The 25,659-nt window shown below is 63.6% G+C and carries 1 protein-coding gene and 1 pseudogene (1 of these 2 running past the window's edge); both read left to right on the top strand.

Going from position 1 to position 25,659, the window contains the following annotated elements; translation table 11 throughout:
* Nucleotides 1–11,073: pseudogene (locus tag LOY70_RS30185) on the top strand (amino acid adenylation domain-containing protein); its annotated part reaches 5,277 nt to the left of the window's first position; the annotation flags it as partial.
* A complete protein-coding gene (locus LOY70_RS30180) occupies nt 11,050–25,659 on the top strand; it encodes a non-ribosomal peptide synthase/polyketide synthase (RefSeq protein WP_413776652.1) in 14,610 nt (4,869 codons plus the stop codon). The pseudogene LOY70_RS30185 and the gene LOY70_RS30180, both read left to right, overlap by 24 nt.

The raw sequence follows: 25,659 nt of genomic DNA, 5'->3' as shown, positions 1-25,659 counted from the left end.
GAGCTGACGTCTTCGCACCTGGCCTATGTCATCTACACCTCCGGTTCGACCGGTCTGCCCAAGGGCGTGATGATCGAACACCGCAATACAGTGAACTTCCTGACCTGGGCCCATCGTTCATTTGACGCTCAAACCCTGTCGAAAACCCTGTTCTCGACTTCGTTGAACTTCGACCTGGCCGTCTACGAGTGCTTCGCGCCGTTGACCTCGGGCGGCAGCATCGAAGTGGTCACTAATGTGCTGGAACTGCAAGAGGGCGAGCACGACATTACCCTGATCAACACCGTGCCGTCGGCGCTCAAGGCGTTGCTGGAATCTGGCGGTGTAGGCGAGGACGTCGATACGGTCAACGTCGCTGGCGAAGCTTTGAAGCGCAGCCTGGTGGAAACCCTGTTCGAACAGACCCAGGTCAAGCGCCTGTGCAACCTCTACGGTCCTTCGGAAACCACGACCTATTCAAGCTGGGTATCGATGGCCCGCGAGGATGGGTTTGCCGCGCATATCGGCAAACCGGTGGCGAACACTCAGTTCTATTTGTTGGATGAACACAACCAACCGGTGCCGCTGGGCGTGCCGGGTGAAATCTACATCGGTGGTGCTGGGGTGGCGCGGGGTTATCTGAACCGCAACGACCTGACGGCTGAACGCTTCCTCAAGGACCCGTTCAGCAAAGCTTCAAATGCCCGCATGTATCGCACTGGCGACTTGGGCCGCTACCTGGCGGACGGCAACATCGAATACCTGGGTCGTAACGATGACCAGGTGAAGATCCGTGGTTTCCGCATCGAGCTGGGGGAGATCGAAGCCAAGCTCGCCCAGGCTCCAAACATCAAGGAAACCGTGGTCCTGGCCCGTGAAGACGTACCGGGCGACAAACGCCTAGTGGCTTATTTCACCCAACATTCGCCGGACGAAACAGTAGACATCGAAGCCCTGCGCACGCACTTGCAAGCGCAGCTGCCGGCCTACATGGTGCCTGCTGCCTACGTGCGCCTGGATGCCTTGCCACTGACCCCCAACGGTAAGCTCGACCGCAAGGCCCTGCCGGCACCGGATCTGGGTGCCGTCATCACCCGTGGCTACGAAGCCCCGCAAGGCGAGGTCGAAACCACCCTGGCGCAGATCTGGCAAGACTTGCTCAAGGTCGAACGCGTGGGCCGTCATGACCATTTCTTCGAACTGGGCGGGCACTCGCTACTGGCCGTCAGCCTGATTGGCCGGATGCGCCAGCTCGGCTTGTCGGCGGACGTGCGGGTGCTGTTCAGCCAGCCAACGCTCGCGGCGCTGGCCTCCGCAGTCGGCAGTGGCGGCGAGGTCGTGGTGCCGGACAACGGCATTCTGCTGGGGTGCACCCGGATCACGCCGTCGATGCTGCCCCTGGTGGCGTTGGACCAGCTGGACATCGATCGTCTTGTGGAGACGGTGCCCGGTGGTGCGCGCAACGTGCAGGACATCTACCCGTTGGCACCGTTGCAGGAAGGCATTCTCTATCACCACATCGCCGCACACACGGGGGATCCCTATGTGTTGCAGGCCACGTTCACCGTCGCGGATCGCGAGCGGCTGGAGGCGTTTGCCCAGGCCCTGCAGGGCGTCATCGATCGCCACGACATCCTGCGTACTTCGGTGGTATGGGAAGGTTTGGACGAGCCGGTGCAGGTGGTCTGGCGCAAAGCGCAACTGGCGGTGGAAGAGCTTGTGCTGAGTGCGGAGGCGGGCGATATCGCCGGGCAGTTGCGCGAGCGCTTCGACACGCTGCATTACCGTCTGGACATGCAGCAGGCGCCGTTGATGCGCATCGCATTTGCCCACGACCCGGCCAATCAACGCTGGGTGGCGATGTTGCTGTTCCATCACATGGTCCTCGACCACACGGCGCTGGAAGTGGTGCAACACGAGATGCAGGCGCACCTGCTGGGCCAGGCCGACCAGTTGGGCGAAGCGGTGCCATTCCGCAATTACGTGGCCCAGGCCCGCTTGGGCGTGAGCCGTGAGGAGCACGAAGGGTTCTTCCGCGACATGTTGAGTGATGTCGACGAACCGACATTGCCGTTCGGCTTGCTGGACGTACGTGGCGATGGCAGCGATATCGAAGAGGCCGGACTGCGCCTGCCTGCCGACCTGAGCCGCCGTCTGCGGGCCCAGGCCCGTCAATTGGGCGTGAGCGCCGCGAGCCTGCATCACCTGGCCTGGGCGCAAGTGCTGGGGCAGGTGTCCGGCAAGCAGGACGTTGTGTTCGGCACGGTGCTGATGGGGCGGATGCAGGGCGGCGACGGCGCTGACCATGCACTGGGCATGTTCATCAATACCTTGCCATTGCGGGTGGGTGTCGGAGCCCAAGGTGTACGTGACGGCGTAAAAGCCACCCACGCTCGCCTGACCGGCCTGCTGGGGCACGAACACGCCTCGCTGGCATTGGCCCAGCGTTGCAGCGGCGTGGTCGCACCGATGCCGCTGTTCAATGCCTTGCTCAATTATCGGCACAGTGCCCCAGGCGTTGCCTCAAGCGACGCCTTGGTGGCCTGGGACGGTATTCAACTGCTGAGCAACGAAGAGCGTACCAACTATCCGCTGACCTTGTCGGTGGATGACCTGGGCGAAGACTTCCACTTGTCGGCGCTGGCGGTGCCGCAGGTCGGCGCGCAGCGGATATGTGTCTACATGAACATGGCCCTGGAGCATCTGGTCGAAGCGCTGGAGCAGGCTCCGCAGACGCCGTTGCACAGCCTGTCGGTCCTGCCGCCGGCCGAGCGTCGGCAATTGCTGGTGGACTTCAACGCCACGACCCGCAGCTATCCCCAGGACAGGACCGTCCATGGCCTGTTCGAGGCACGGGCCAAGGAGCTTCCGGAGGCAACCGCGGTTGTGCACAACGGCCACAGCCTGACGTACGCCGAGTTGAACCGCCGGGCCAATTGCCTGACCCGTCATTTGATCGGCCTGGGGGTGCAACCGGGTGATCGCGTGGCGATTATGCTGGAACGCTCGATCGAGCTGCTGGTCAGCCAACTGGCGATCATCAAGTGTGCCGCGGTCTACGTGCCGCTGGACGTCAGCGCACCGCTCGAACGGCAGGATTTCATGGTGCGTGACAGCGGTGTCCGGACACTCCTGACCCTGAGCGCGATGGCGGTGCCTGAGGGGATTGCCCGTGTGGATCTGGATAGCGTGGTCCTGGAGACCGAGGCGGACCATGACCTGAGGCTGATACAAAGCAGCGAGTCGGTGGCCTACATCATGTACACCTCCGGTTCTACCGGCACCCCGAAAGGCGTGCGGGTGCCGCATCGGGCGATCAACCGCTTGGTGATCAATAACGGCTACGCCGACTTCAACGCCCAGGACCGGGTGGCCTTTGCTTCCAATCCAGCCTTCGACGCCAGCACCCTCGACGTCTGGGCGCCGTTGCTCAATGGCGGTTGCGTGGTAGTGGTCGACCAGGATGTGCTGTTGTCCCAGGCGGATTTCCACGCGCTGCTGCTCGAACAATCGGTCAGCGTGTTGTGGATGACGGCCGGTCTATTCCATCAGTACGCCGCGGGGCTGATGACGGCGTTCGCCCAATTGCGCTACCTGATCGTCGGTGGCGATGTACTCGACCCAGCGGTGATTGGCCGCGTCCTGAAAGAAGGCGCGCCGGCGCATCTGCTCAACGGCTACGGCCCGACCGAGGCCACCACCTTCACCACCACCCACGAGATCAAAACCGTGGGCGAGGGCGGTATCCCGATTGGTCGTCCGATTGGCAACACCCGCGTCTACGTGCTGGACGCCAATCGTCAGCCAGTGCCCATCGGCGTGGCCGGCGAGCTGTACATCGGTGGCGACGGCGTGGCGAAAGGGTATTTGAATCGCCCAGAGCTGAGCGCCGAGAAATTCGTCGCCGACCCGTTCAATGCTGATCCGGAGGCCTTGCTCTACCGCACCGGCGACCTGGCGCGCTGGCGCGCGGACGGCACGGTGGATTACCTGGGGCGTAACGACGACCAGGTGAAGATCCGTGGTTTCCGTATCGAGTTGGGCGAGATTGAGGCGCGATTGGGCCAATGCCCAGGCGTGAAAGATGCGGTCGTGCTGGCGCGGCAAGACGATGCCGGTCCCAAGCGCCTGGTGGGCTACGTGATCCCTGAACTGGGCGTGACCTTGTCGGTACACGACTTGCGGGAACAATTGTCGAGCGTGTTGGCCGATTACATGCTGCCCAGCGCGTTCGTGGTACTGCCAGCCTTCCCGCTGACCGCCAACGGCAAGCTGGACCGCCGTGAACTCCCGGCGCCGGATGCCGAGGCCTATGCGTCTCGTGAATATGAAGCGCCGCAGGGCGAGGTGGAACAGACCCTGGCGCGCATCTGGGCGGACGTGCTCAAGGTCGAACAGGTGGGGCGCCACGATCACTTCTTCGAACTGGGCGGCCACTCGCTGCTGGCGGTCACGCTGATCGAACGCATGCGCCAGGCCGGCTTGAGCGCCGACGTGCGCGTGCTGTTCAGCCAGCCAACCCTGGCCGCACTGGCCGCGGCGATTGGCAGCGGCAGGGAAGTCAGCGTTCCGCCGAACCTGATTCCTCTGCACTGCGCGCACATCACCCCTGATCTATTGCCGCTGGTCAACCTGTCCCAGGACACCATAGACCGACTTGTCGCCACGGTGCCGGGTGGGGCGCGCAACGTGCAGGACATCTACCCGCTGGCGCCGTTGCAGGAGGGGATTCTTTATCACCACTTGGCCGCCGAACAGGGCGACCCCTATGTGCTTCAGTCGCAGTTCGCTTTCGATAACCGTGAACGCCTGGATGCCTTCATCGGGGCGCTGCAAGTGGTGATCGATCGCCACGACATCCTGCGCACCAGTGTGGTCTGGGAAGGGCTGGATGAGCCGGTGCAGGTGGTTTGGCGCCAGGTGCTGCTTGAACCACAGTGCATTGTGCCGGACGCCACCGCTGGCGACATTGCCACGCAACTGGCCAACCGCTTCGATGCGCGGCACTACCGCCTGGACCTGGGCCGGGCACCGTTGTTGCACCTGGCTTATGCGCGGGACGAGGCCCAGGACCGCTGGGTCGCGATCCTGTTGTTCCATCACATGGCCCTGGACCACACCGCCCTGGATGTGATGCAACATGAAATGCAAATGCATTTGCTGGGGCAGGGCGAGCAGTTGGGCGAAGCGATGCCCTACCGCAACTACGTGGCCCAGGCCCGCCTGGGCACGAGCGAACAAGAGCACGAAACGTTTTTCCGCGAGATGCTCGGCGATATCGATGAGCCGACGTTGCCTTTTGGCTTGCAGGACGTGCAGGGGGAGGGGCATGACATCGATGAAGACCGCCAGCCTGTCGATCTTGCGCTGTCCAGGCGCCTGCGGGTACAGGCACGCCATCTGGGGGTGAGTGCCGCCAGCCTGGTGCACCTGGCCTGGGCGCAGGTGCTGGGCAAGGTATCGGGCAAGCAGGAGGTGGTGTTCGGTACGGTCCTGTTGGGCCGGATGCAGGGCGGTGACGGGGCTGACCGGGCCCTGGGGATGTTCATCAACACCTTGCCGTTGCGGGTGGATGTGGGCACCCAGGACGTGCGCAGCGGCGTCAAGGCCACTCACGGGCGCTTGACCGCCTTGCTGGGCCATGAACATGCCTCGTTGGCACTGGCGCAACGGTGCAGTGGCGTGATCGCGCCGACGCCGCTGTTCAGCGCCTTGCTCAACTACCGCCACAGCGCGGTCCAGGTGACCCAGGACGCCCTGTCGGCCTGGAGTGGGATCAACGCACTGGGCGGTGATGAGCGGACCAATTATCCATTGACCCTCAACGTGGATGACCTGGGTGACGGATTCTTTCTCACGGCGATGGTCGATACGGCCATCGGTGCGCAGCGTATTTGCGGTTATATGCAGGTGGCCCTGGAAAACCTGGTCATGGCCCTGGAACAGGCACCGCAAACCCCGCTCCACACCTTGGCGATCCTGCCACCGGCCGAGCGCCGGCAATTGCTCGAAACCTGGAACACGACCGACGTCACGTATGCCGACGATGCCCTGATCCATCGACAATTCGAGGGCTGGGCCGCGTCCCAACCCGACACCGTGGCCGTCGTGCATGAAGAGCAGGCACTGACCTACGGTGAGCTCAATGCCCGCGCCAACCAACTGGCCCACAGCCTCATGGCCCTGGGGGTTCGTCCGGATGATCGGGTCGCCATCTGTGTCGAGCGCGGCCTGGACATGATCATTGGCCTGCTGGGCATCCTGAAAGCCGGCGCGGGGTATGTACCGCTGGACCCGACTTATCCACCCGAGCGCATCGCCTACATGCTGCATGACAGCAGCCCCGTGGCGGTGGTGACCCAATCGCAGTGGCGCGACAGCCTGCCGGTATTGCCGGTGCCCACCCTGGTGCTCGACCCGGCCGACGCCGGCGAAATGAGCCAGCAACCGCGGCACAATCCCGATGTGGCGGACCTGAATGCCAGCCACCTGGCCTACGTGATCTACACCTCTGGCTCCACCGGCCTGCCCAAGGGCGTGATGGTCGAGCATCGCAACGTCGCCCGGCTGTTTTCGGCGACCCAGCCCTGGTTCGAATTTGGCCCGCAAGATGTGTGGGCGCTGTTCCATTCCTTCGCCTTCGATTTCTCGGTCTGGGAGATCTGGGGCGCCTTGACCCATGGCGGCCGTTTGCTGGTGGTGCCGCAATTGGTCAGCCGTTCACCGCAGTACTGCTATGCACTGTTGTGCGAAGCCGGTGTGACCATCCTCAACCAGACGCCGAGTGCCTTCCGCCAGTTGATCGCGGCCCAGGGTGAAAGCGACCTGGAACACCACCTGCGGCAAGTGATCTTCGGTGGCGAGGCATTGGAAACCGGGATCCTCAAACCGTGGTATGCCCGTCAGGCCAACGCCGGGACGCAACTGGTCAACATGTACGGCATCACTGAAACAACGGTGCACGTAACGTATCGTGCGCTGGAAGCGGCTGACGCGCAGTTGACGGGTGTCAGCCCGATCGGCAAGCGCATTCCCGACCTGCAACTGTACGTGCTCGATGCCCAGCACGAGCCGGTGCCGGTAGGGGTGATAGGTGAGATGTATGTGGGCGGCGGCGGGGTCAGTCGTGGTTATTTGAACCGTGACGAACTGACCGCCGAGCGTTTCCTCGACAACCCGTTCAGCCCCGATCCGAACGCGCGGATGTACAAGACCGGCGACCTGGGTCGCTGGCTGGCGGACGGCAGCATCGAGTACCTGGGCCGCAACGACGACCAAGTGAAGATCCGCGGTTTCCGTATCGAATTGGGCGAGATCGAAGCCAAGCTGGCCGCGTGCAATGGTGTGCGGGAGGCCGTGGTGGTGGCGCGCCAGGATACGCCGGGCGATCAGCGCCTGGTGGCCTATGTGATTGCCGAGGAAGGCGAGCCGCCATCGGCTGCCGAGCTACGCGATGAGCTGCTGGGTTCGCTGGCCGAATACATGGTGCCCAGCGCATTCGTGATGTTGACGGTGTTCCCGTTGACCACCAACGGCAAGCTGGACCGCAAGGCATTGCCGGTGCCGGACCAGTCGTCGGTGGTGACCCGTGAATACGAGGCCCCTCAAGGCGAGGTCGAGATCGCCATTGCCAGGATCTGGCAAGACCTGCTGCATGTCGAGCGGGTTGGCCGCCACGACCACTTCTTTGAAATGGGCGGCCATTCGTTGCTGGCGGTAAAGTTGGTCGAGCGCATGCGCCAGATCGACCTGGCGGCCGATGTCCGCGTGCTGTTCGGCCAGCCGACGTTGGCGGCGTTGGCGGCTGCGGTGGGCGGTTGCCAGGAAGTCCAGGTGCCGGCCAACCTCATCCCGGACGACTGTTCGCGGATCACACCGGACATGTTGCCGCTGGCCACGTTGAGCCAGGACGAGATCGACCGCGTCGTGGCGACGGTGCCTGGTGGCGTGGGCAATGTGCAGGACATTTATGCCTTGACGCCGCTGCAGGAGGGCATTCTGTATCACCACGTCGCGGCGGCCAAAGGTGATCCTTACCTGCAATACATCCTGTTCGCTTTTGACAGCCGCGCCCACCTGGATCTTTTCGCCAAGGCACTGCAACGCGCGGTATCCAGGCATGACATCCTGCGCACCGGCGTGGTCTGGGAAGGCATTGACGAACCGGTTCAAGTGGTCTGGCGCGAGGCGCGGCTGGGGTTCGATGAGATCGTGTTGGACGCTGCGGCGGGGGATATCGCCCGGCAACTGCGCGAACACCTGGATCCGCGCCACTATCGCCTGGATATTCGCCAGGCGCCGATGATGCGCATTGGTTACGCGCAAGACGTGGCGAACAACCGCTGGGTGGGCATGCTGTTGTTCCACCACATGGTCGATGATGCGACCTCGCTGGCCATGCTCGCTGCGGAAATCGGCGTGCACATGTCCGGGGGCGAACAGGCACTGGCGGCCTCGGTGCCGTATCGCAACTTCGTGGCTCAGGCGCGGCTCGGCGTCAGCCGCGAGGAACATGAAGCATTTTTCCGTGACATGCTGGGTGATGTGGCTGAACCGACGCTGCCCTTCGGTTTGCAGGATGTGCAGGGTGACGGGCACGATATCGAGGAGGTCCGCCAGAGAGTCGATGCCCAGCTTGGCCAGCGTCTGCGGGTGCAGGCGCGTCAGCTTGGCGTGAGCGCGGCAAGCTTGTATCACCTGGCCTGGGCGCAGGTGCTGGGCAAAGTGTCGGGCAAGGAAGACGTGGTCTTTGGCACCGTGCTGCTGGGGCGCATGCAGGGCGGTGAAGGCGCCGACCGTGCGTTGGGCATGTTCATCAACACCTTGCCGTTGCGGGTGAGCCTGGGCGCGCAAGGTGTGCGTGCCGCCGTCAAGTCGACCCATGCACGCCTGACGGCGCTGCTGGGGCACGAGCATGCCTCGCTGGTCCTGGCGCAACGCTGCAGTGGCGTGGCTGCACCGGCGCCGTTGTTCAGCGCGCTGCTCAACTATCGCCATCTCGGTGCGCAGGCGCCTTCCAGCGAAGTCATTGCGGCCTGGGAGGGTATCCAGACGCTGGAAGGCGAAGAGCGCACCAACTATCCGTTGACGTTGTCGGTGGATGACTTGGGCGAGGGCTTCAACCTGACCGTCATGGCCCAGGCACCCATTGGTGCCGAGCGTATTTGCAATTATGTGCAATGCGTTGTGGAAAACCTGGTGCAGGCGCTGGAACAATCGCCGCTGGCTCCCTTGAGCGGGTTGAAGATCCTGCCGCCGGCCGAGCGTCGGCAGTTGCTCGAGAGTTGGAATGGCACGGGCAGCGCATTTGCCCAGGACGCGCTCATCCATGCTCAGTTTGAAGTCTGGGCCGCGGCACAGCCCGAGGCCATGGCGGTGATGTTCGAAGAACGGACGCTGACCTACGGCGAGCTCAATGCCCGGGCCAACCAGGTCGCTCATCGCCTGCTGGCGCTGGGTATTCGCCCGGATGACCGGGTCGCGATCTGTGTCGAGCGTGGCCTGGACATGATCGTCGGCTTGCTGGGGATCCTGAAGGCCGGCGCCGGTTATATGCCGGTGGACCCGGCCTACCCGACGGAACGCATTGCTTACATGCTGCGTGACAGCATGCCGGTTGCGCTGTTGGCCCAAGCCGCCACGCATCGTCTGTTGGCGGGTGTCTCGATACCGGTGCTGCAACTCGATGACGGCAGTTGGCAGGACGAATCCGTCGCCAACCCGCAAGTGCCGGGCCTGGATTCCAGCCACCTGGCCTATGTGATCTACACCTCGGGTTCCACCGGCCTGCCCAAGGGCGTGATGGTCGAGCACCGCAACGTCGCGCGGCTGTTTTCGGCGACCCAACCCTGGTTCGATTTTGGTCCGCAGGACGTGTGGGCGCTGTTCCATTCCTTCGCCTTCGATTTCTCGGTCTGGGAAATCTGGGGCGCGTTGACCCAAGGTGGCCGCTTGCTGGTGGTGCCGCAACTGGTCAGTCGTTCTCCGCAAGACTGCTACGCGCTGCTGTGCGAGGCCGGTGTGACCGTGCTGAACCAGACGCCAAGCGCTTTCCGCCAACTGATCGTGGCCCAGGGTGACAGCGACCGGCGCCACAGCCTGCGCCAGGTGATCTTTGGCGGTGAAGCGCTGGAAACCAGCATGCTCAAGCCGTGGTATGCCCGTGCGACCAACGCCGGGACGCAGTTGGTGAACATGTACGGCATCACCGAAACGACGGTGCATGTGACGTACCGTGCGCTTGAAGCGGCCGACGCGCAGTTGACTGGCGTCAGCCCCATCGGCAAGCGCATTCCCGACCTGCAGTTGTACGTGCTCGACGCCCAGCGGGAGCCGGCGCCGGTGGGTGTGGTGGGTGAGATGTACGTGGGTGGCGCGGGTGTCAGCCGTGGTTATTTGAACCGCGACGAACTGACCGCCGAGCGCTTCCTCGACAACCCGTTCAGCCCCGAGCCGAATGCGCGGATGTACCGGACTGGCGACCTGGGTCGCTGGCTGGCGGACGGCAGCATCGAGTACCTGGGCCGCAATGACGACCAGGTGAAGATCCGCGGTTTCCGTATCGAGCTGGGCGAGATCGAAGCGACGTTGGCGGCCTGCGAGGGTATCAGCGAGGCAGTGGTCATCGCTCGCGAGGACGAGCCGGGCGACAAACGCCTGGTGGCTTATGTGATTGCCGCGCAAGGTGCGCAACCGTCAGCGGTCGACCTGCGTACACAGTTGTTGCGGTCGCTGGCGGAGCACATGGTTCCCAGCGCCTTCGTGATCCTTGAAGCGTTCCCGTTGACCACTAACGGCAAGCTCGATCGCAAGGCCTTGCCGGCGCCGGATCAGTCGGCAGTGATCAGCCGTGAATACGAAGCCCCGCAAGGCGAGGTCGAGACGACCATCGCGCGGATCTGGCAGGACTTGCTCAAGCTTGAACGGGTCGGTCGTCACGACAATTTCTTCGAGCTGGGCGGCCATTCGCTGTTGGCCGTGAAACTGATCGAACGCATGCGCCAGGTCGACCTGGCCGCCGATGTGCGGGTGCTGTTCGGCCAGCCGACGCTGGCCGCGTTGGCCGCCGCGGTGGGCGGTGTCAGGGAGGTCGTGGTACCGGGCAATGCGATTGCGGACGGTTGCACGCGGATCACCCCGGACATGTTGCCCCTGGCTGATCTGGACCAGGACGCCATCGACCGAATCGTGGCCACGGTGCCGGGTGGCGTGACGAACGTGCAGGATATCTACGCCCTGGCGCCATTGCAGGAGGGGATTCTCTACCACCACCTTGCCGCGGAGCAGGGCGATCCCTACGTGTTGCAGGTGCTGTTCGGCTTTGACAACCGCGAACGGTTGCAAGCCTTTGCCCAGGCCTTGCAGAGCGTGGTGTCGCGTAATGACATCTTGCGCACCAGCATGGTCTGGCAAGGTCTGGAAGCACCGGTGCAAGTGGTATGGCGCCATGCGACCCTGGGCCTTGAAGAGATCGAGGTGGATCCGGCGGGGGGCGAGGTGGTGCAGCAACTGCACGGGCGTTTCGATCCGCGTCATTACCGTCTCGACATCGCCCAGGCACCGCTGATGCACTTTGCCTTTGCCCAGGATGTGGCGAATCAGCGCTGGGTCGGCATGCTGTTGTTCCATCACATGGCGTTGGACCACACGGCGCTTGAGGTCGTGGTGCACGAGATGCAGGCCAGTCTCTTGGGCCAGGCGCACTTGCTTTCGCCCGCGGTGCCGTATCGCAATCATGTGGCCCAGGCGCGACTGGGGGTCAGTCGTGAGCAGCACGAAGCGTTTTTCCGTGAGATGCTCGGCGATATCGATGAGCCAACGTTGCCGTTCGGCTTGCAGGATGTGCAGGGTGATGGCAGCGGTATCGAAGAAGCACATCAGGACGTGGACGCTGCGCTGGCGCAGCGCCTGCGGGCCCAGGCCCGTCAGCTCGGTGTGAGCGCGGCAAGTCTGGTTCACTTGGCCTGGGGGCATGTGGTCGGGCGGGTTTCGGGCCGTGAAGAGGTGGTGTTCGGCACCGTGCTGATGGGGCGGATGCAGGGCGGCGACGGGGCCGATCGGGCCCTGGGCATGTTCATCAATACCTTGCCATTGCGCGTCAGTGTCGGCGCTCAAGGCGCCCGGGCCGGAGTCAAGGCGACCCATGGCCGGTTGTCGGCCTTGCTGGGGCACGAGCACGCCTCGTTGTCCCTGGCGCAGCGTTGCAGTGGCGTACCGACCTCGCTGCCATTGTTCAGCACCTTGCTCAATTATCGACACAGCGCGGCTGAAGCGGTGTCCGACCAGGCCATCTCGGCCTGGCAGGGGATGCAAACCCTGCACATGGAAGAACGCACCAACTATCCTTTGTGCCTGAACGTGGACGACCTGGGCGAAGGCTTCCGGTTCACCGCTCAAGCAGTGGTCGAAGTGGGTGCCCAACGTGTCTGCGGTTACATGCATACAGCGCTGGAAAGCCTGGTGGCAGCATTGGAACGGACGCCTGAACGGGCGTTGCGTGAATTGCCGATTGTGCCGGCAGCAGAGCGCGAGCAGTTGCTGGTGGACTTCAATGCCACCCACGCTGACTATCCGCAAGAGCAGACCATCCATGGCCTGTTCGAGGCCCAGGTACTGCGCACGCCGGATGCCGTGGCGGTGCGCCATGGCCAGCGTCAGCTCAATTATCGTGAACTCAATGGACTCTCCAACCGCTTGGCCCATTACCTGCGCAAACAGGGCGTGGAGCCCGATTCGCGGGTGGCGATCTGCGTTGAGCGTGGCATCGACATGGTCGTGGGCTTGCTGGCGATCCTCAAGGCTGGCGGCGGTTATGTGCCGCTGGATCCGGCGTATCCGCTGGACCGCATTGCCTATATGCTCGAAGACAGCGCCCCGGCGGCGATCCTGGTTCAAGGGGCTACACGTCGCTTGTTGGGCGAGACGGCGGTGCCGGTGATTGACCTCGACAGAGGCGTCTGGCAGGACGAGTCAGGGCCCAACCCGCAGGTGCCTGGCCTGACCTCGTCGCACCTGGCCTATGTCATCTACACCTCCGGTTCGACCGGTCTGCCCAAGGGCGTGATGATCGAGCACCGTAACACGGTGAACTTCCTCACCTGGGCACACCGTTCGTTTGATGCCGAAACGCTTTCGAAAACCCTGTTCTCCACCTCATTGAACTTCGACCTGGCGGTCTATGAGTGCTTCGCGCCGTTGACCTCGGGTGGCAGCATCGAAGTGGTCACTAATGTGCTGGAACTGCAACAGGGCGAGCACGACATCACCCTGATCAACACCGTGCCGTCGGCGCTCAAGGCGTTGCTGGAATCCGGCGGATTGGGCGAGGGCGTCGATACGGTCAACGTGGCCGGTGAAGCGCTCAAGCGCAGCCTGGTTGAAACCTTGTTCGAACAGACCCAGGTCAAACGCCTGTGCAACCTCTACGGCCCGTCGGAAACCACGACCTATTCAAGCTGGGTATCGATGGCCCGCGAAGACGGGTTTGCCGCGCACATCGGCAAACCGGTGGCGAACACTCAGTTCTATCTGCTGGATGAACACAAACAGCCCGTCCCACTGGGCGTACCGGGCGAAATCTACATCGGTGGTGCCGGGGTGGCGCGCGGTTATCTCAATCGTGATGACCTGACGGCTGAACGCTTCCTCAAGGATCCGTTCAGTACCTCTGTAAACGCTCGCATGTATCGCACCGGCGACCTGGGCCGCTACCTGCCGGACGGCAACATCGAATACCTGGGCCGCAATGACGACCAGGTGAAGATCCGTGGTTTCCGTATCGAATTGGGCGAGATCGAAGCCAAACTCGCTCGACACGATGCGCTGAAAGAAGCCGTGGTCGTGGCCCGGGAAGACGTACCGGGCGACAAACGCCTGGTCGCCTATTTCACCCAGCATTCGCCAATAGACATCGAAACCCTGCGCGCGCACCTGCTAGCACAGCTGCCGGCCTATATGGTGCCCGCCGTCTACGTGCGCCTGGATGCGTTGCCACTGACGCCGAACGGCAAGCTTGACCGCAAGGCCCTGCCGGCGCCGGATCTCGATGCCGTCATTTCCCGTGGCTACGAAGCGCCGCAAGGCGAGGTCGAAACCACCCTGGCGCAGATCTGGCAGGACTTGCTGGGCCTGCAACAGGTCGGTCGTCATGACCAGTTCTTCGAACTGGGGGGCCACTCGTTGCTGGCGATTCAATTGATTTCCCAGGTACGTCTGCGCCTGGGTGTGGAGTTGGGCCTGACCGAACTGTTCGCCCAGCCCCAGCTCATGGGGTTGGCGCAGGCAGTGGCCGTTGCCGGGCGCAGCACGTTTCCGGAGATCGTCCGGGTTTCTCGAAAGGACGACTTGCCCTTGTCGTTCGCCCAACAGCGCCTATGGTTCCTGGCACAGATGGAAGGGGCGAGCGCGGCCTACCACATACCCGCCGGGCTGCGCCTACGCGGTGTGCTGGACCGAACCGCCTTGCAGCGGGCGCTGGACCGTATCGTCGCCCGTCACGAGGCCCTGCGTACCACCTTTGTGCAGGAGCAAGGCCAGGAGGCTCGGCAGTGCATTGCGTCCGCCGATGTCGGGTTCGCGTTGCTGCACCATGACTTCTGCGGCCAAGCCGACGCCGAGGAACAACTGCACGCGCTGGCGGCACAGGAAGCCACCGACACCTTTAGCCTGGAACATGGCCCATTGATCCGCGGCCGGCTGATCCGTCTCGGCAGCGAGGACCATGTCTTGCTGCTGACCATGCACCACATCGTCTCGGACGGCTGGTCCATTGGTGTGTTGATCAAGGAATTGACGGCGCTTTATGAAGCGTTCCGTCATGACCTGGACGACCCACTGCCGGCACTGGCGGTGCAGTACAGCGACTACGCTGTCTGGCAACGTCGCTGGTTGAGCGGCGAGGTGTTGCAAACCCAAAGCGATTACTGGCGACAGGCCCTGGCCGATGCGCCAGCCTTGTTGATGCTGCCCACCGACCGTGCGCGTCCTGCGCAACAGGACTATGCCGGGGCGACATTGCCGGTGGTCTTCGACGCCGATTTGACCGCGAGCCTCAAGGCCCTGAGCCAGCGCCACGGCGTCACCTTGTACATGACCATGATGGCGGCCTGGGGGGCGTTGTTGAGCCGGCTTTCGGGCCAGGATGAAGTGGTGATCGGCTCGCCGGTGGCCAACCGCACGCGGTCGGAAGTCGAAGGATTGATTGGCTTCTTCGTCAACACCTTGGCCGTGCGCATCGATCTCTCGGGGGCGCCGACGGTAGAAACCTTGCTGGCCCGGGTCAAGGCCCAGGCCCTTGGCGCCCAGGCGCATCAGGACCTGCCGTTCGAACAAGTGGTGGAGGTGCTCAAACCGGTGCGCAGCCTGGCCCACAGTCCGCTGTTCCAGGCCATGCTGTCGTGGCAGACCCATGACAACACCGAACTGGTGCTGGGGGACTTGAAACTCGAAGGCCTGGGTGCGGCAAGCAACGTTGCCAAATTCGACGTGTCCCTGGAACTGAGCGAGATCCAAGGGCAGATGTTTGGTGCCCTTGAATACGCCACGGCGTTGTTCGACGAGGGCACGGCGCAGCGTTACCTCGGCTACTTCCAACGCCTGCTGCGGGCCATGGTCGCCAGTGACCAGACCCGGATCGAACGGATCGCGCTGCTGGACAACGCCGAACGTGAGCATTTGCTGGCAGGCCTCAACGCGACCCAGGCCGCATACCCACGTGAACAGACCATCCACCAGTTGTTCGAAGCCCAGGTCGAGGCTCGACCGGACGCCATCGCTGTCGCGTTCGGTGATGAGCGACTGAGTTACGCCGAACTGAACCGCCAGGCTAACCAGATGGCTCATCACCTGATCGGCCTGGGCATCCGCCCGGATGATCGGGTGGCGATCTGCGTTGAACGCGGTGCCGACATGCTCATCGGCCTGTTGGCCATTCTCAAGGCCGGTGCCGGTTACGTACCGCTTGACCCGGCGTTTCCAGCCGAACGCTTGGCCTACATGCTCGCCGACAGTGCCCCGGTGGCGCTGCTGAGCCAAGGTGAGTTGCTAGATCGTCTGCCCGCGTTGTCGGTGCCGGTGGTGCTGCTCGACCGCGCCGAGCGGGTGCGTTGCGGCATTGCCGCCGGTCGCGACGACAATCCGCTCGTTGCGTCCCTGGGCGTGCGTCACCTGGCCTACGTCATCTACACCTCGGGCTCCACCGGCAACCCCAAAGGGGTGATGATCGAACACCGGGGCCTGGTCAACTACTGCGTCGATGCGGTCCGCTTGTTTGGCCTGACACCGGACGATACGGTGTTGCAGCAGAACACCTTGAACTTCGACCTGTCGGTGGAAGAGATCTTCCCGGCGCTGCTGGCCGGTGCCACCCTGGCGCCGACCCGACAGCTGTTTGGCAGTGCCGAGTTGCAACAAAACGGCGATATTCGCCCGACCTTCCTGCACCTGACAGCGGCCCATTGGCATACCCTCGCGGCCGAATGGCACAACTCGCCGGCCCAGGCTCGGGACTATTTGCGCGACGTGCGGTTGATCAACGTCACCGGTGACGCCTTGTCGACGCAGAAACTGCAGATGTGGGACGCGGTTCGTCCGGCGCATACCCGGTTGATCAACACCTATGGCCCGACCGAGGCCACGGTGTCCTGCACGGCCGCCTACATGGAGCATGACGCGGTCGATGGCATCCTCGGCAATGCCAGCATCGGCAGGCCGATGGCCAACACCCGTATCTACCTGCTCGATGCGCACCGCCAGCCGGTGCCGTTCGGGGTCGCGGGGGAAATCTTCATCGGGGGCGACGGTGTGGCCCGCGGTTACCTGAACCTTGACGCCATCAACGCCGAACGCTTCCTGGCCGACCCGTTCAGCGACCAGCCCGATGCGCGCCTGTACAAGACCGGCGACCTGGCCCGTTATCGTCCGGACGGACGCCTCGAATACCTGGGGCGCAACGACTTCCAGGTCAAGGTCCGTGGCTTCCGTATCGAACTGGGCGAGATCGAGGCCCGGCTGGGTGACTGTGCCGGGGTCAAGGAAGCGGCGGTGATCGTGCGTGAAGACACGCCGGGCGACAAACGCCTGGTGGCCTATGTGGTGCCGCAGGCTGGAGTGAACCTGAACGCGGCGAGCCTGCGCGCGCAGTTGTCGGTGCAACTGGCCGAGTACATGCTGCCAGGTGCGTTCGTCAGCCTGGCCGCGCTGCCGCTGACGCCGAACCGCAAGCTCGACCGCCAGGCGTTGCCGGCACCCGATGCCGAGGCGTACGCCAGCCGCACCCATGAAGCGCCCCAGGGCAACACGGAAATCGTTCTGGCGCAGATCTGGCAAACTCTGCTCAAGGTCGAGTCGGTGGGCCGCCACGATCACTTCTTCGAACTGGGTGGGCATTCCTTGCTGGTGATGCGCTTGATCGCCCAGGTGCGCGAACAATTGGGCGTGGAGCTGAACCTGAGGGATGTCTTTGCCCAACCGCAATTGAGTGCGCTGGCCCAGGTGCTCTCCCAGGCGGCGCACAGCACCCGACCCGGTATCGTGCCGGTGTCCCGCGAACAGGCGTTGCCGTTGTCTTTCGCCCAGCAGCGCCTCTGGTTCCTGGCGCAATTGGATGGGACCAGTGCGGCGTATCACATCCCCACGGGGCTACGCCTGCGAGGCGCGCTGGATACTTCGGCACTCACGCGTGCACTGGACCGTATCGTGGCCCGCCACGAGGCCTTGCGGACCACTTTTGTGCAGGCGCAGGGGCAGGAAGTGGAACAGCGCATTGCCCCGGTCGATGTCGGCTTCGCGTTGCGGTTGCAGGCCCTGGCAGGGCGAGCGGACGCCGAAACCGAACTGATGGCCCTGGCCGAGGAAGAGGCTCGCCAGGCTTTCGACCTGGCCCACGGCCCGTTGGTACGTGGCCGACTGGTGCGGATGGCGGACGATGATCACGTGCTGTTGGTGACCCTGCACCATATCGTCTCGGATGGTTGGTCCGCCGATCTGCTGACCCATGAGTTGGGCGTGCTGTATGAGGCGTTCCGTCAGGGGCAGGACGATCCATTGCCGGCGTTGCCGATTCAGTACGCGGACTATGCCCTCTGGCAGCGGCGCTGGCTCACCGGGGAGGTCTTGGACCAACAGGAACGTTTCTGGCGGCAAACCCTGGCCGACGCACCGGCCCTGTTGACGTTGCCCACCGATCGGCCACGGCCTGCGCAGCAGGATCACGCCGGCGCTGCGGTGGGGATTGTCCTCGACGAAACCCTGACCCAAGGCCTCAAGGCGTTGAGCCAGCGCCATGGCGCCACCTTGTTCATGACGGTCATGGCCGCCTGGGCCGCGGTGCTCAGTCGCCTCTCCGGCCAGCACGACGTTGTCATCGGCACGCCGGTGGCGAACCGCATGCAGGCGGAAGTCGAGGGTTTGATCGGCCTGTTCGTCAACACGCTGGCGTTGCGCGTCGATGTGGCGGATGAACTGACGGTGCAAGCCTTGTTGCAACAAGTGAAGGTTCGGACCCTGGATGCCCAGGCGCACCAGGACCTGCCTTTCGAACAGGTGGTGGAGGTGGTCCGGCCATTGCGCAGCCTGTCCCATAGCCCGGTGTTCCAGGCCATGCTGTCATGGCAGAACAACGAAGCCACGGGATTGGAACTGGGCGATATGTCGCTGCAAGGGCTGGGTGTGACCAGCCGCACTGCGAAGTTCGACGTGTTGCTGGACATGGCCCTGATCGAGGGGCGCCTGTTCGGGGCGCTGGAGTACGCCACGGCGCTCTTCGATCAGACCACGATGGAACGCTACCTCGGGTACCTGGAGTGCGTGCTGCGCGCCATGGTCGCTGACGAGCAGGCCCTCGTGGCGCAGATCCCGTTGCTGGGTGACAGCGAGCGCCAGTCTCTGCAGGACGGGTTCAACGCCACGGCGGTCGATTACCCGCAAGGCCTGACCTTGCACGGCCTGTTCGAGGTACGCGTTGATATGTGCCCGGACGCTGTAGCCGTGGTGTCCGACGAAGCTCAACTGAGCTACGCGCAACTGAATCGTCGCGCCAACCAGATTGCCCATCGCCTGATCGCCTTGGGCATCCGCCCGGACGACCGCGTGGCAATCTGCGTGGAGCGCGGCGTGGACATGGTCGCGGGCCTGCTGGGGATTCTCAAGGCCGGCGCGGCGTATGTGCCGCTGGACCCGGATTATCCCCACGAGCGCCTGGCCTACATGCTGGAAAACAGTGCGCCAACGGTGGTGCTGACCCAACGTGCCTTGCAGGCCAGCCTGCCGAGCACCACTGCCCAAGTCATGCTGTTAGACGCGGCCGACGAGGAAGGTTTCTCGATCCAGCCAACCCACAATCCCCAGGTCGAAGGCCTGCATGCCCATCACCTGGCCTATGTCATCTACACCTCGGGCTCCACCGGTCTGCCCAAGGGCGTGATGAACGAGCATGGCGCGGTGGTCAACCGCCTGCTGTGGATGCAGGACGAATACGGTTTGAGCGCCGCCGATGCGGTGCTGCAAAAGACCCCGTTCAGCTTCGACGTGTCGGTGTGGGAGTTCTTCTGGCCGCTGTTCAGCGGTGCGCGGCTGGTGATGGCCCGTCCTGGTGGGCATCGCGACCCGGCGTACCTGCGCGAAGTGATCCAGGCCCAGGGCATCACCACGCTGCACTTCGTGCCGTCGATGCTCGATGTGTTCCTGGCCCATGGCGAGGCAAGTCAATGCGCAGGTCTGGTGCGGGTGATGTGCAGCGGCGAGGCGTTGCCGGGTCATCTGGTGCGGCGCTTCAAGGCGCAACTACCGCAGACGGGGCTGTACAACCTGTACGGGCCGACCGAAGCGGCGGTGGACGTGACCGCGTGGGACTGCACGGGCGCCGAAACGCCGGACAGCACGCCCATCGGCAAGCCGATTGCCAATACCCGGATCTACCTGCTCGATGCCCATCGACAACCGGTGCCCATGGGCGTGGCCGGGGAGATTTACATCGGCGGGGTGCAGGTGGCGCGGGGTTACCTGAACCGTCCGGAACTGACCGTCGAGCGTTTCCTGCGGGATCCGTTCAGCCGTGCGGCGAATGCGCGGATGTACCGCACCGGCGACCTGGGTCGCTACCTGCCGGATGGCAACATCGAGTACCTGGGGCGCAACGATGACCAGGTGAAGATCCGTGGTTTCCGCATCGAGTTGGGCGAGATCGAAGCGCGGCTGGCGCAACACGAGGCGGTGAAGGAAGCCGTGGTGCTGGCCCGTGAAGACGTACCGGGCGAGAAACGCCTGGTGGCTTATTTCACGACGCATTCTGCCGATGAGACTGCCGACATCGAAACCTTGCGGGCACACTTGCAAGGACAACTGCCGGAATACATGGTACCGACAGCCTATGTGCGGCTCGATACGCTGCCGCTGACCCCCAACGGCAAGCTTGACCGCAAGGCGCTGCCGGCACCGGACCTGGACGCGGTGATCACCCGTGAATACGAGGCCCCGCAGGGCACCGTCGAAACCACGCTGGCGCAGCTATGGGCCGATTTGCTCCAGGTCGAGCGGGTGGGGCGTCACGACCACTTCTTCGAACTGGGTGGGCATTCCCTGCTGGCGGTCACGTTGATCGAGCGCATGCGCCAGGTGGGCCTGAGCGCCGATGTGCGCGTGCTGTTCGGCCAGCCGACGTTGGCGGCACTGGCGGCGGCTGTAGGCAGCGCAACGGAGATTGTGGTGCCGGTAAACGCTATCCCGGCCGGTTGCACACGCATCACGCCGGACATGCTGCCGCTGGCTGATCTGTCGCAAGGGGAGATCGAGCGAATTGTCGCGGCGGTGCCGGGCGGCGTGGCCAATGTCCAGGACATCTATGCCCTGGCGCCGCTGCAGGAAGGCATCCTCTATCACCACCTGGCTTCGCCGCAGGGCGATCTCTATGTGCAGCAGGCCTCCTTCAACTTCAAGGACCGTGCCCGGCTGGATGCCTTTGTCAACGCACTGCAAGGCGTCATCGACCGGCACGACATCTTGCGCACCGCTGTACTTTGGGAAGGCTTGCGCGAGCCCGTGCAGGTGGTCGTTCGCCAGGCACAACTGATTCTGGACGAGTGTGTTTTCGAACCAGGCCACGACGTCACCGCGCAACTGCTGGCGCGTTTTGACCGGCAACATGTGCGCCTCGATGTACGCCAGGCACCGCTGATGCGCTTGGCGTTCACTCATGACGTCGCCAACCAGCGTTGGATCGCCACGCTGCTGTTCCACCACATGGCCCTCGACCACACGGCGCTGGAGGTGGTGCAACACGAAATGCAGGCGCACCTGTTGGGTCACGCTGACCAGTTGGGCGCAGCGGTGCCGTTCCGCAACTACGTGGCCCAGGCCCGCTTGGGCGTGAGCCGTGAGGCGCATGAAGGGTTCTTCCGCGACATGCTCGGCGATGTCGACGAACCCACGCTGCCGTTCGGCTTGCTGGATGTGCGCGGCGACGGCAGCGATATCGAAGCCGCCGGACTCAACCTCGCTGCCGACCTGAGCCGCCGTCTGCGGGCCCAGGCCCGTCAGTTGGGCGTGAGTGCCGCAAGCCTGCATCACTTGGCGTGGGCGCAGGTCCTGAGCAAAGTGTCCGGCAGGCAGGATGTGGTCTTTGGCACCGTATTGATGGGACGGATGCAGGGCGGCGATGGCGCCGACCGGGCACTGGGCATGTTCATCAATACCTTGCCGTTGCGGGTGGATGTCGGTGCCCAAGGCGTACGTGATGGGGTGAAAGCCACCCACGCTCGCTTGACCGATCTGCTGGGGCACGAGCACGCGTCGCTGGCCTTGGCCCAGCGTTGCAGCGCCGTCGCCGCGCCAATGCCGCTGTTCAGCGCCTTGCTCAATTACCGGCACAGCACAATGGGCACCGCTTCGAGCGAAGCGTTCGCCGCCTGGGAAGGCATCGAGGCCCTGGGCAGTGAGGAACGCACCAATTATCCGCTGACCTTGTCGGTGGATGATCTGGGCGAAGGTTTCAGCGTGTCGGTGCTGGCGGTGCCGCAGATCGGTGCGCAGCGGATGTGCATCTACATGAACATTGCCCTGGAGCGGTTGGTGGAGGCGTTGGAGCAAGCGCCGCACACACCTTTGAACAGCGTCTCGATATTGCCGTCGGCCGAGCGTCGGCAATTGCTGGTGGATTTCAACCGTACGGATGTGAATTACCCCGATCCCGTGACGATCCATCAACGATTCGAAGCGCAAGCAGCCATGCATCCCAAGACAGTGGCGGTGGTGTATGGCGCGCAACAGTTGACCTACGGCGAGCTGAACCGCCGTTCCAATCGCTTGGCGCACCACTTGCTGGCGCTTGGCGTACAACCTGAAGACCGTATTGCCATCTGCCTGCAACGCAGTCTCGAGACGCTGATCGGCCTGGTGGCGATCCTGAAGTCCGGGGCCTGCTACGTGCCGATGGATCCTTCCTATCCCGTGGATCGCCTGGCCTACCTGCTCAAGGACAGTGCCCCGGTGGCGCTGCTGACCCAACAGGCCCTGCAAGGGCGGTTGCCGATCTCGAATGTGCCGGTGCTGTTGCTCGACACCGATCTGCCTCAGGTAAGCGCCTGTTCAGAAGACAACCCGGTGCTCGCGGCGCTGACGCCACAATGTCTGGCCTACATCATCTATACCTCGGGCTCCACCGGAGAGCCCAAAGGTGTGATGGTCGAACATCGTAACCTCGACAATCTGGTGAACTGGCATTGTCAGGCCTTCGACCTGAAGCACGGCAGCCGTACTTCAAGCGTGGCCGGTTTCGGTTTCGATGCGGCGGCCTGGGAAATTTGGCCTGCGCTGAGTTGCGGCGCCACGCTGTTGTTGCCACCGGCCCATGCGGGCAGTGAGGACGTCGATGCGCTGCTCGATTGGTGGCAGGCCCAGGCGTTGGATGTGAGTTTCCTGCCTACGCCCATTGCCGAGTACGCGTTTGGCCGCAACCTGGGGCACGATCAATTGCGCACGCTTTTGATTGGTGGTGACCGCCTGGGCAAGCGGCCTGTCGAGTTGCCCTTCAATCTGATCAACAATTACGGCCCTACGGAAACCACCGTGGTCGCCACTTCGGGACTGATCGAGGCCTCGCAGACGGTGTTGCATATCGGTAAACCGGTGGCCAACACCCGGGTTTACTTGCTCGATGAGCAATTGCAACCGGTTCCGCTTGGCGTGGCAGGTGAGCTTTATATCGCCGGGGCCGGGGTTGCGCGGGGCTATCTGAACCGTGCGCAGTTGACCGCCGAGCGCTTCGTGAAAGACCCGTTCAGCCTGGTAAAAGACGCCAGGATGTACCGCAGCGGTGACCTGGGGCGTTATTTGCCGGACGGCAATATCGATTATCTGGGGCGCAACGATGCTCAGGTAAAGATCCGCGGTCTGCGTATCGAGTTGGGTGAAATCGAAGCCAAACTGGCTCGACACGAAGCGGTAAGAGAGACCGTGGTGCTGGCCCGTGAGGATGTACCGGGCGAGAAACGCCTGGTGGCTTACTTCACGTTGCATGCTGCGTACGCGACCACCCGGATCGAGGACCTGCGTGGACATCTGCACGCACAGTTGCCCGACTACATGGTACCGGCGGCGTACGTGCGACTCGATGCACTGCCGCTGACCGCCAACGGCAAGCTCGATCGCAGGGCGTTGCCGGCACCGGACCAGGATGCCGTCGTCAGCCGTGTCTACGAAGCCCCTCAAGGCGAAGTCGAAACCGTGTTGACGCAGATCTGGCAAGCCGTGCTGGGCCTGCAACAGGTCGGTCGCCACGACAATTTCTTCGAATTGGGTGGGCACTCGCTGCTGGCGATTCGTTTGCTGGGGCTGATGGCCCAAGCCAACTTGACGATGTCGCTGGCCGAGTTGTTCCAGCACGAAAGCGTCGCATCCATGGCGTTGTTGCTGCAGACCCGCGGCACCGAAGTCCAGGCACAGGAAGCTTTTGTACCGGTACGCACCACCGGCCAGCAGAACCCGCTGTTCCTGGTGCATGAGTTCAGCGGCCTGGATCTTTACTTCCCGGCACTGGGCAAACACATCGACCCGGATGTTCCGGTCTATGGCCTACCGGCCATCCCATGGGGCGAGCCACAGTTGCAGACGATGGAATGCCTGGCCTCGCGGCTGGTGGGCATCATCCGTTCGGTCCAGCCCCATGGTCCCTATCGGCTGGCCGGCTGGTCGTTTGGTGGCGTGCTGGCTTACGAAACCGCGATCCAGCTCATTGGCGTGGACGAAGAGGTCGAGTTCGTCGGCCTGATCGACAGCTATCTGCCGCGGTTGGTGGACCAGGGTAGAGAGCGCTGGTCACCGGACGAGGCCCACAAACGGCATTTGCTGGATCGTTGCGAGGTGTTCTGGAAGGCTTCGACAATCGGTGAGGCGGACCTCGCGGCGGTCCTCGCCAACCTGACTCATCTGCTGACTCAACTGGGCCACTTCGAGTTTGAAGGCCTGGTGCAGCGGTGCAGTGAAGAAGGTCTGTTGCCTGCTGAACTGGCGGGCTACAGCGCGGCCCAGCTCTGGCAGTACCTGGACCGGGAGGTCGCCCACGGTCATGCGCTGGCCCATTACTCGGTGTATCCGATCTCTGTGCCGGTGCACCTGCTGGTCGCCGAGGAACGCAAGGACGATGCGCCCGAGCATTCCGGCTATCTGGGTTGGGACGCCGTCCTACCGAAGGCCCAGATGCATTGCATCAAGGTTCCGGGCAACCACCAGACGATGATGCAGGCCCCCCAGGTCAAGGCCTTGGGCCAGGCCATCGATGATGCACTGCGTACCGTCGCATCGCGTCCGGTGAAGTTGCCAAGGAGTGGTTACCAGCCGCTGTTGACTATCCAGGGCGGGCGCGCCGACCGGGCTCCGATCTTTTGTGTGCCTGGGGCGGGCGACAGCGTGACCGGTTTTATCGGGCTGACCGACGCCTTCGGTCCGGACTGGCCAATCCATGGGCTGCAACCCCGTGGTCTGGACGGCAGCACAGAGCCTTTCAGCCTCGTGGAAACCGCCGCCCAGGCGTACCTCGAAGCGATCGACAGGGTGCAACCGGAGGGGCCGGTGCATCTGCTCGGCCATTCCTTCGGCGGCTGGATCGTGTTCGAAATGGCGGCCCGCCTGCATGCCCGGGGGCGCAAGGTGGCGTCGTTGACGCTGATCGACAGTGAGTCGCCGGGCGGCAACGGCGTGGTGGGCAAGCCCTATACCGCGACGGGGGTGCTGAATCGACTGATCGAGGCGATGCAGTTGGCTTCCGGCAAGTCGTTGGGGATCGATGCCACGGTCTTCGGTACCCAGGACGATACCGCGCAGATGCGCTTGCTGCATGCGGGCATGGTACGGGCCGGCATGCTGCCGCAGCGTTCGGCGGTGGATTCGATGCGCGGTCCGGCGCGGGCCTTCGGTACGGCCCTGCGCACGGTTTATCAACCGCAACATCGCTACACCGGGCCGGTGCGGTTGGTGCTGGCCGATGATCCAACCCTGGACACAGCCGGTAACAAACGCGAACAGGAACAAATGATCGAAGGATGGCGCAAGCATATCCCCGACCTCAGTATCTGGTACGGTCCGGGCAACCACTTCACGATCCTCAAGGCCCCTCACGTACACAACTTGGCAGCCTGGTGGCAGGACGGCCTTCCCATGCTCGACGAGGAGGCCGCCAGTGATTGCGTCTAG

The organism is Pseudomonas sp. B21-054 (assembly GCF_026016345.1).
Taxonomy (GTDB): domain Bacteria; phylum Pseudomonadota; class Gammaproteobacteria; order Pseudomonadales; family Pseudomonadaceae; genus Aquipseudomonas.
This window is presented reverse-complemented; position numbering and strand designations above follow the sequence as displayed.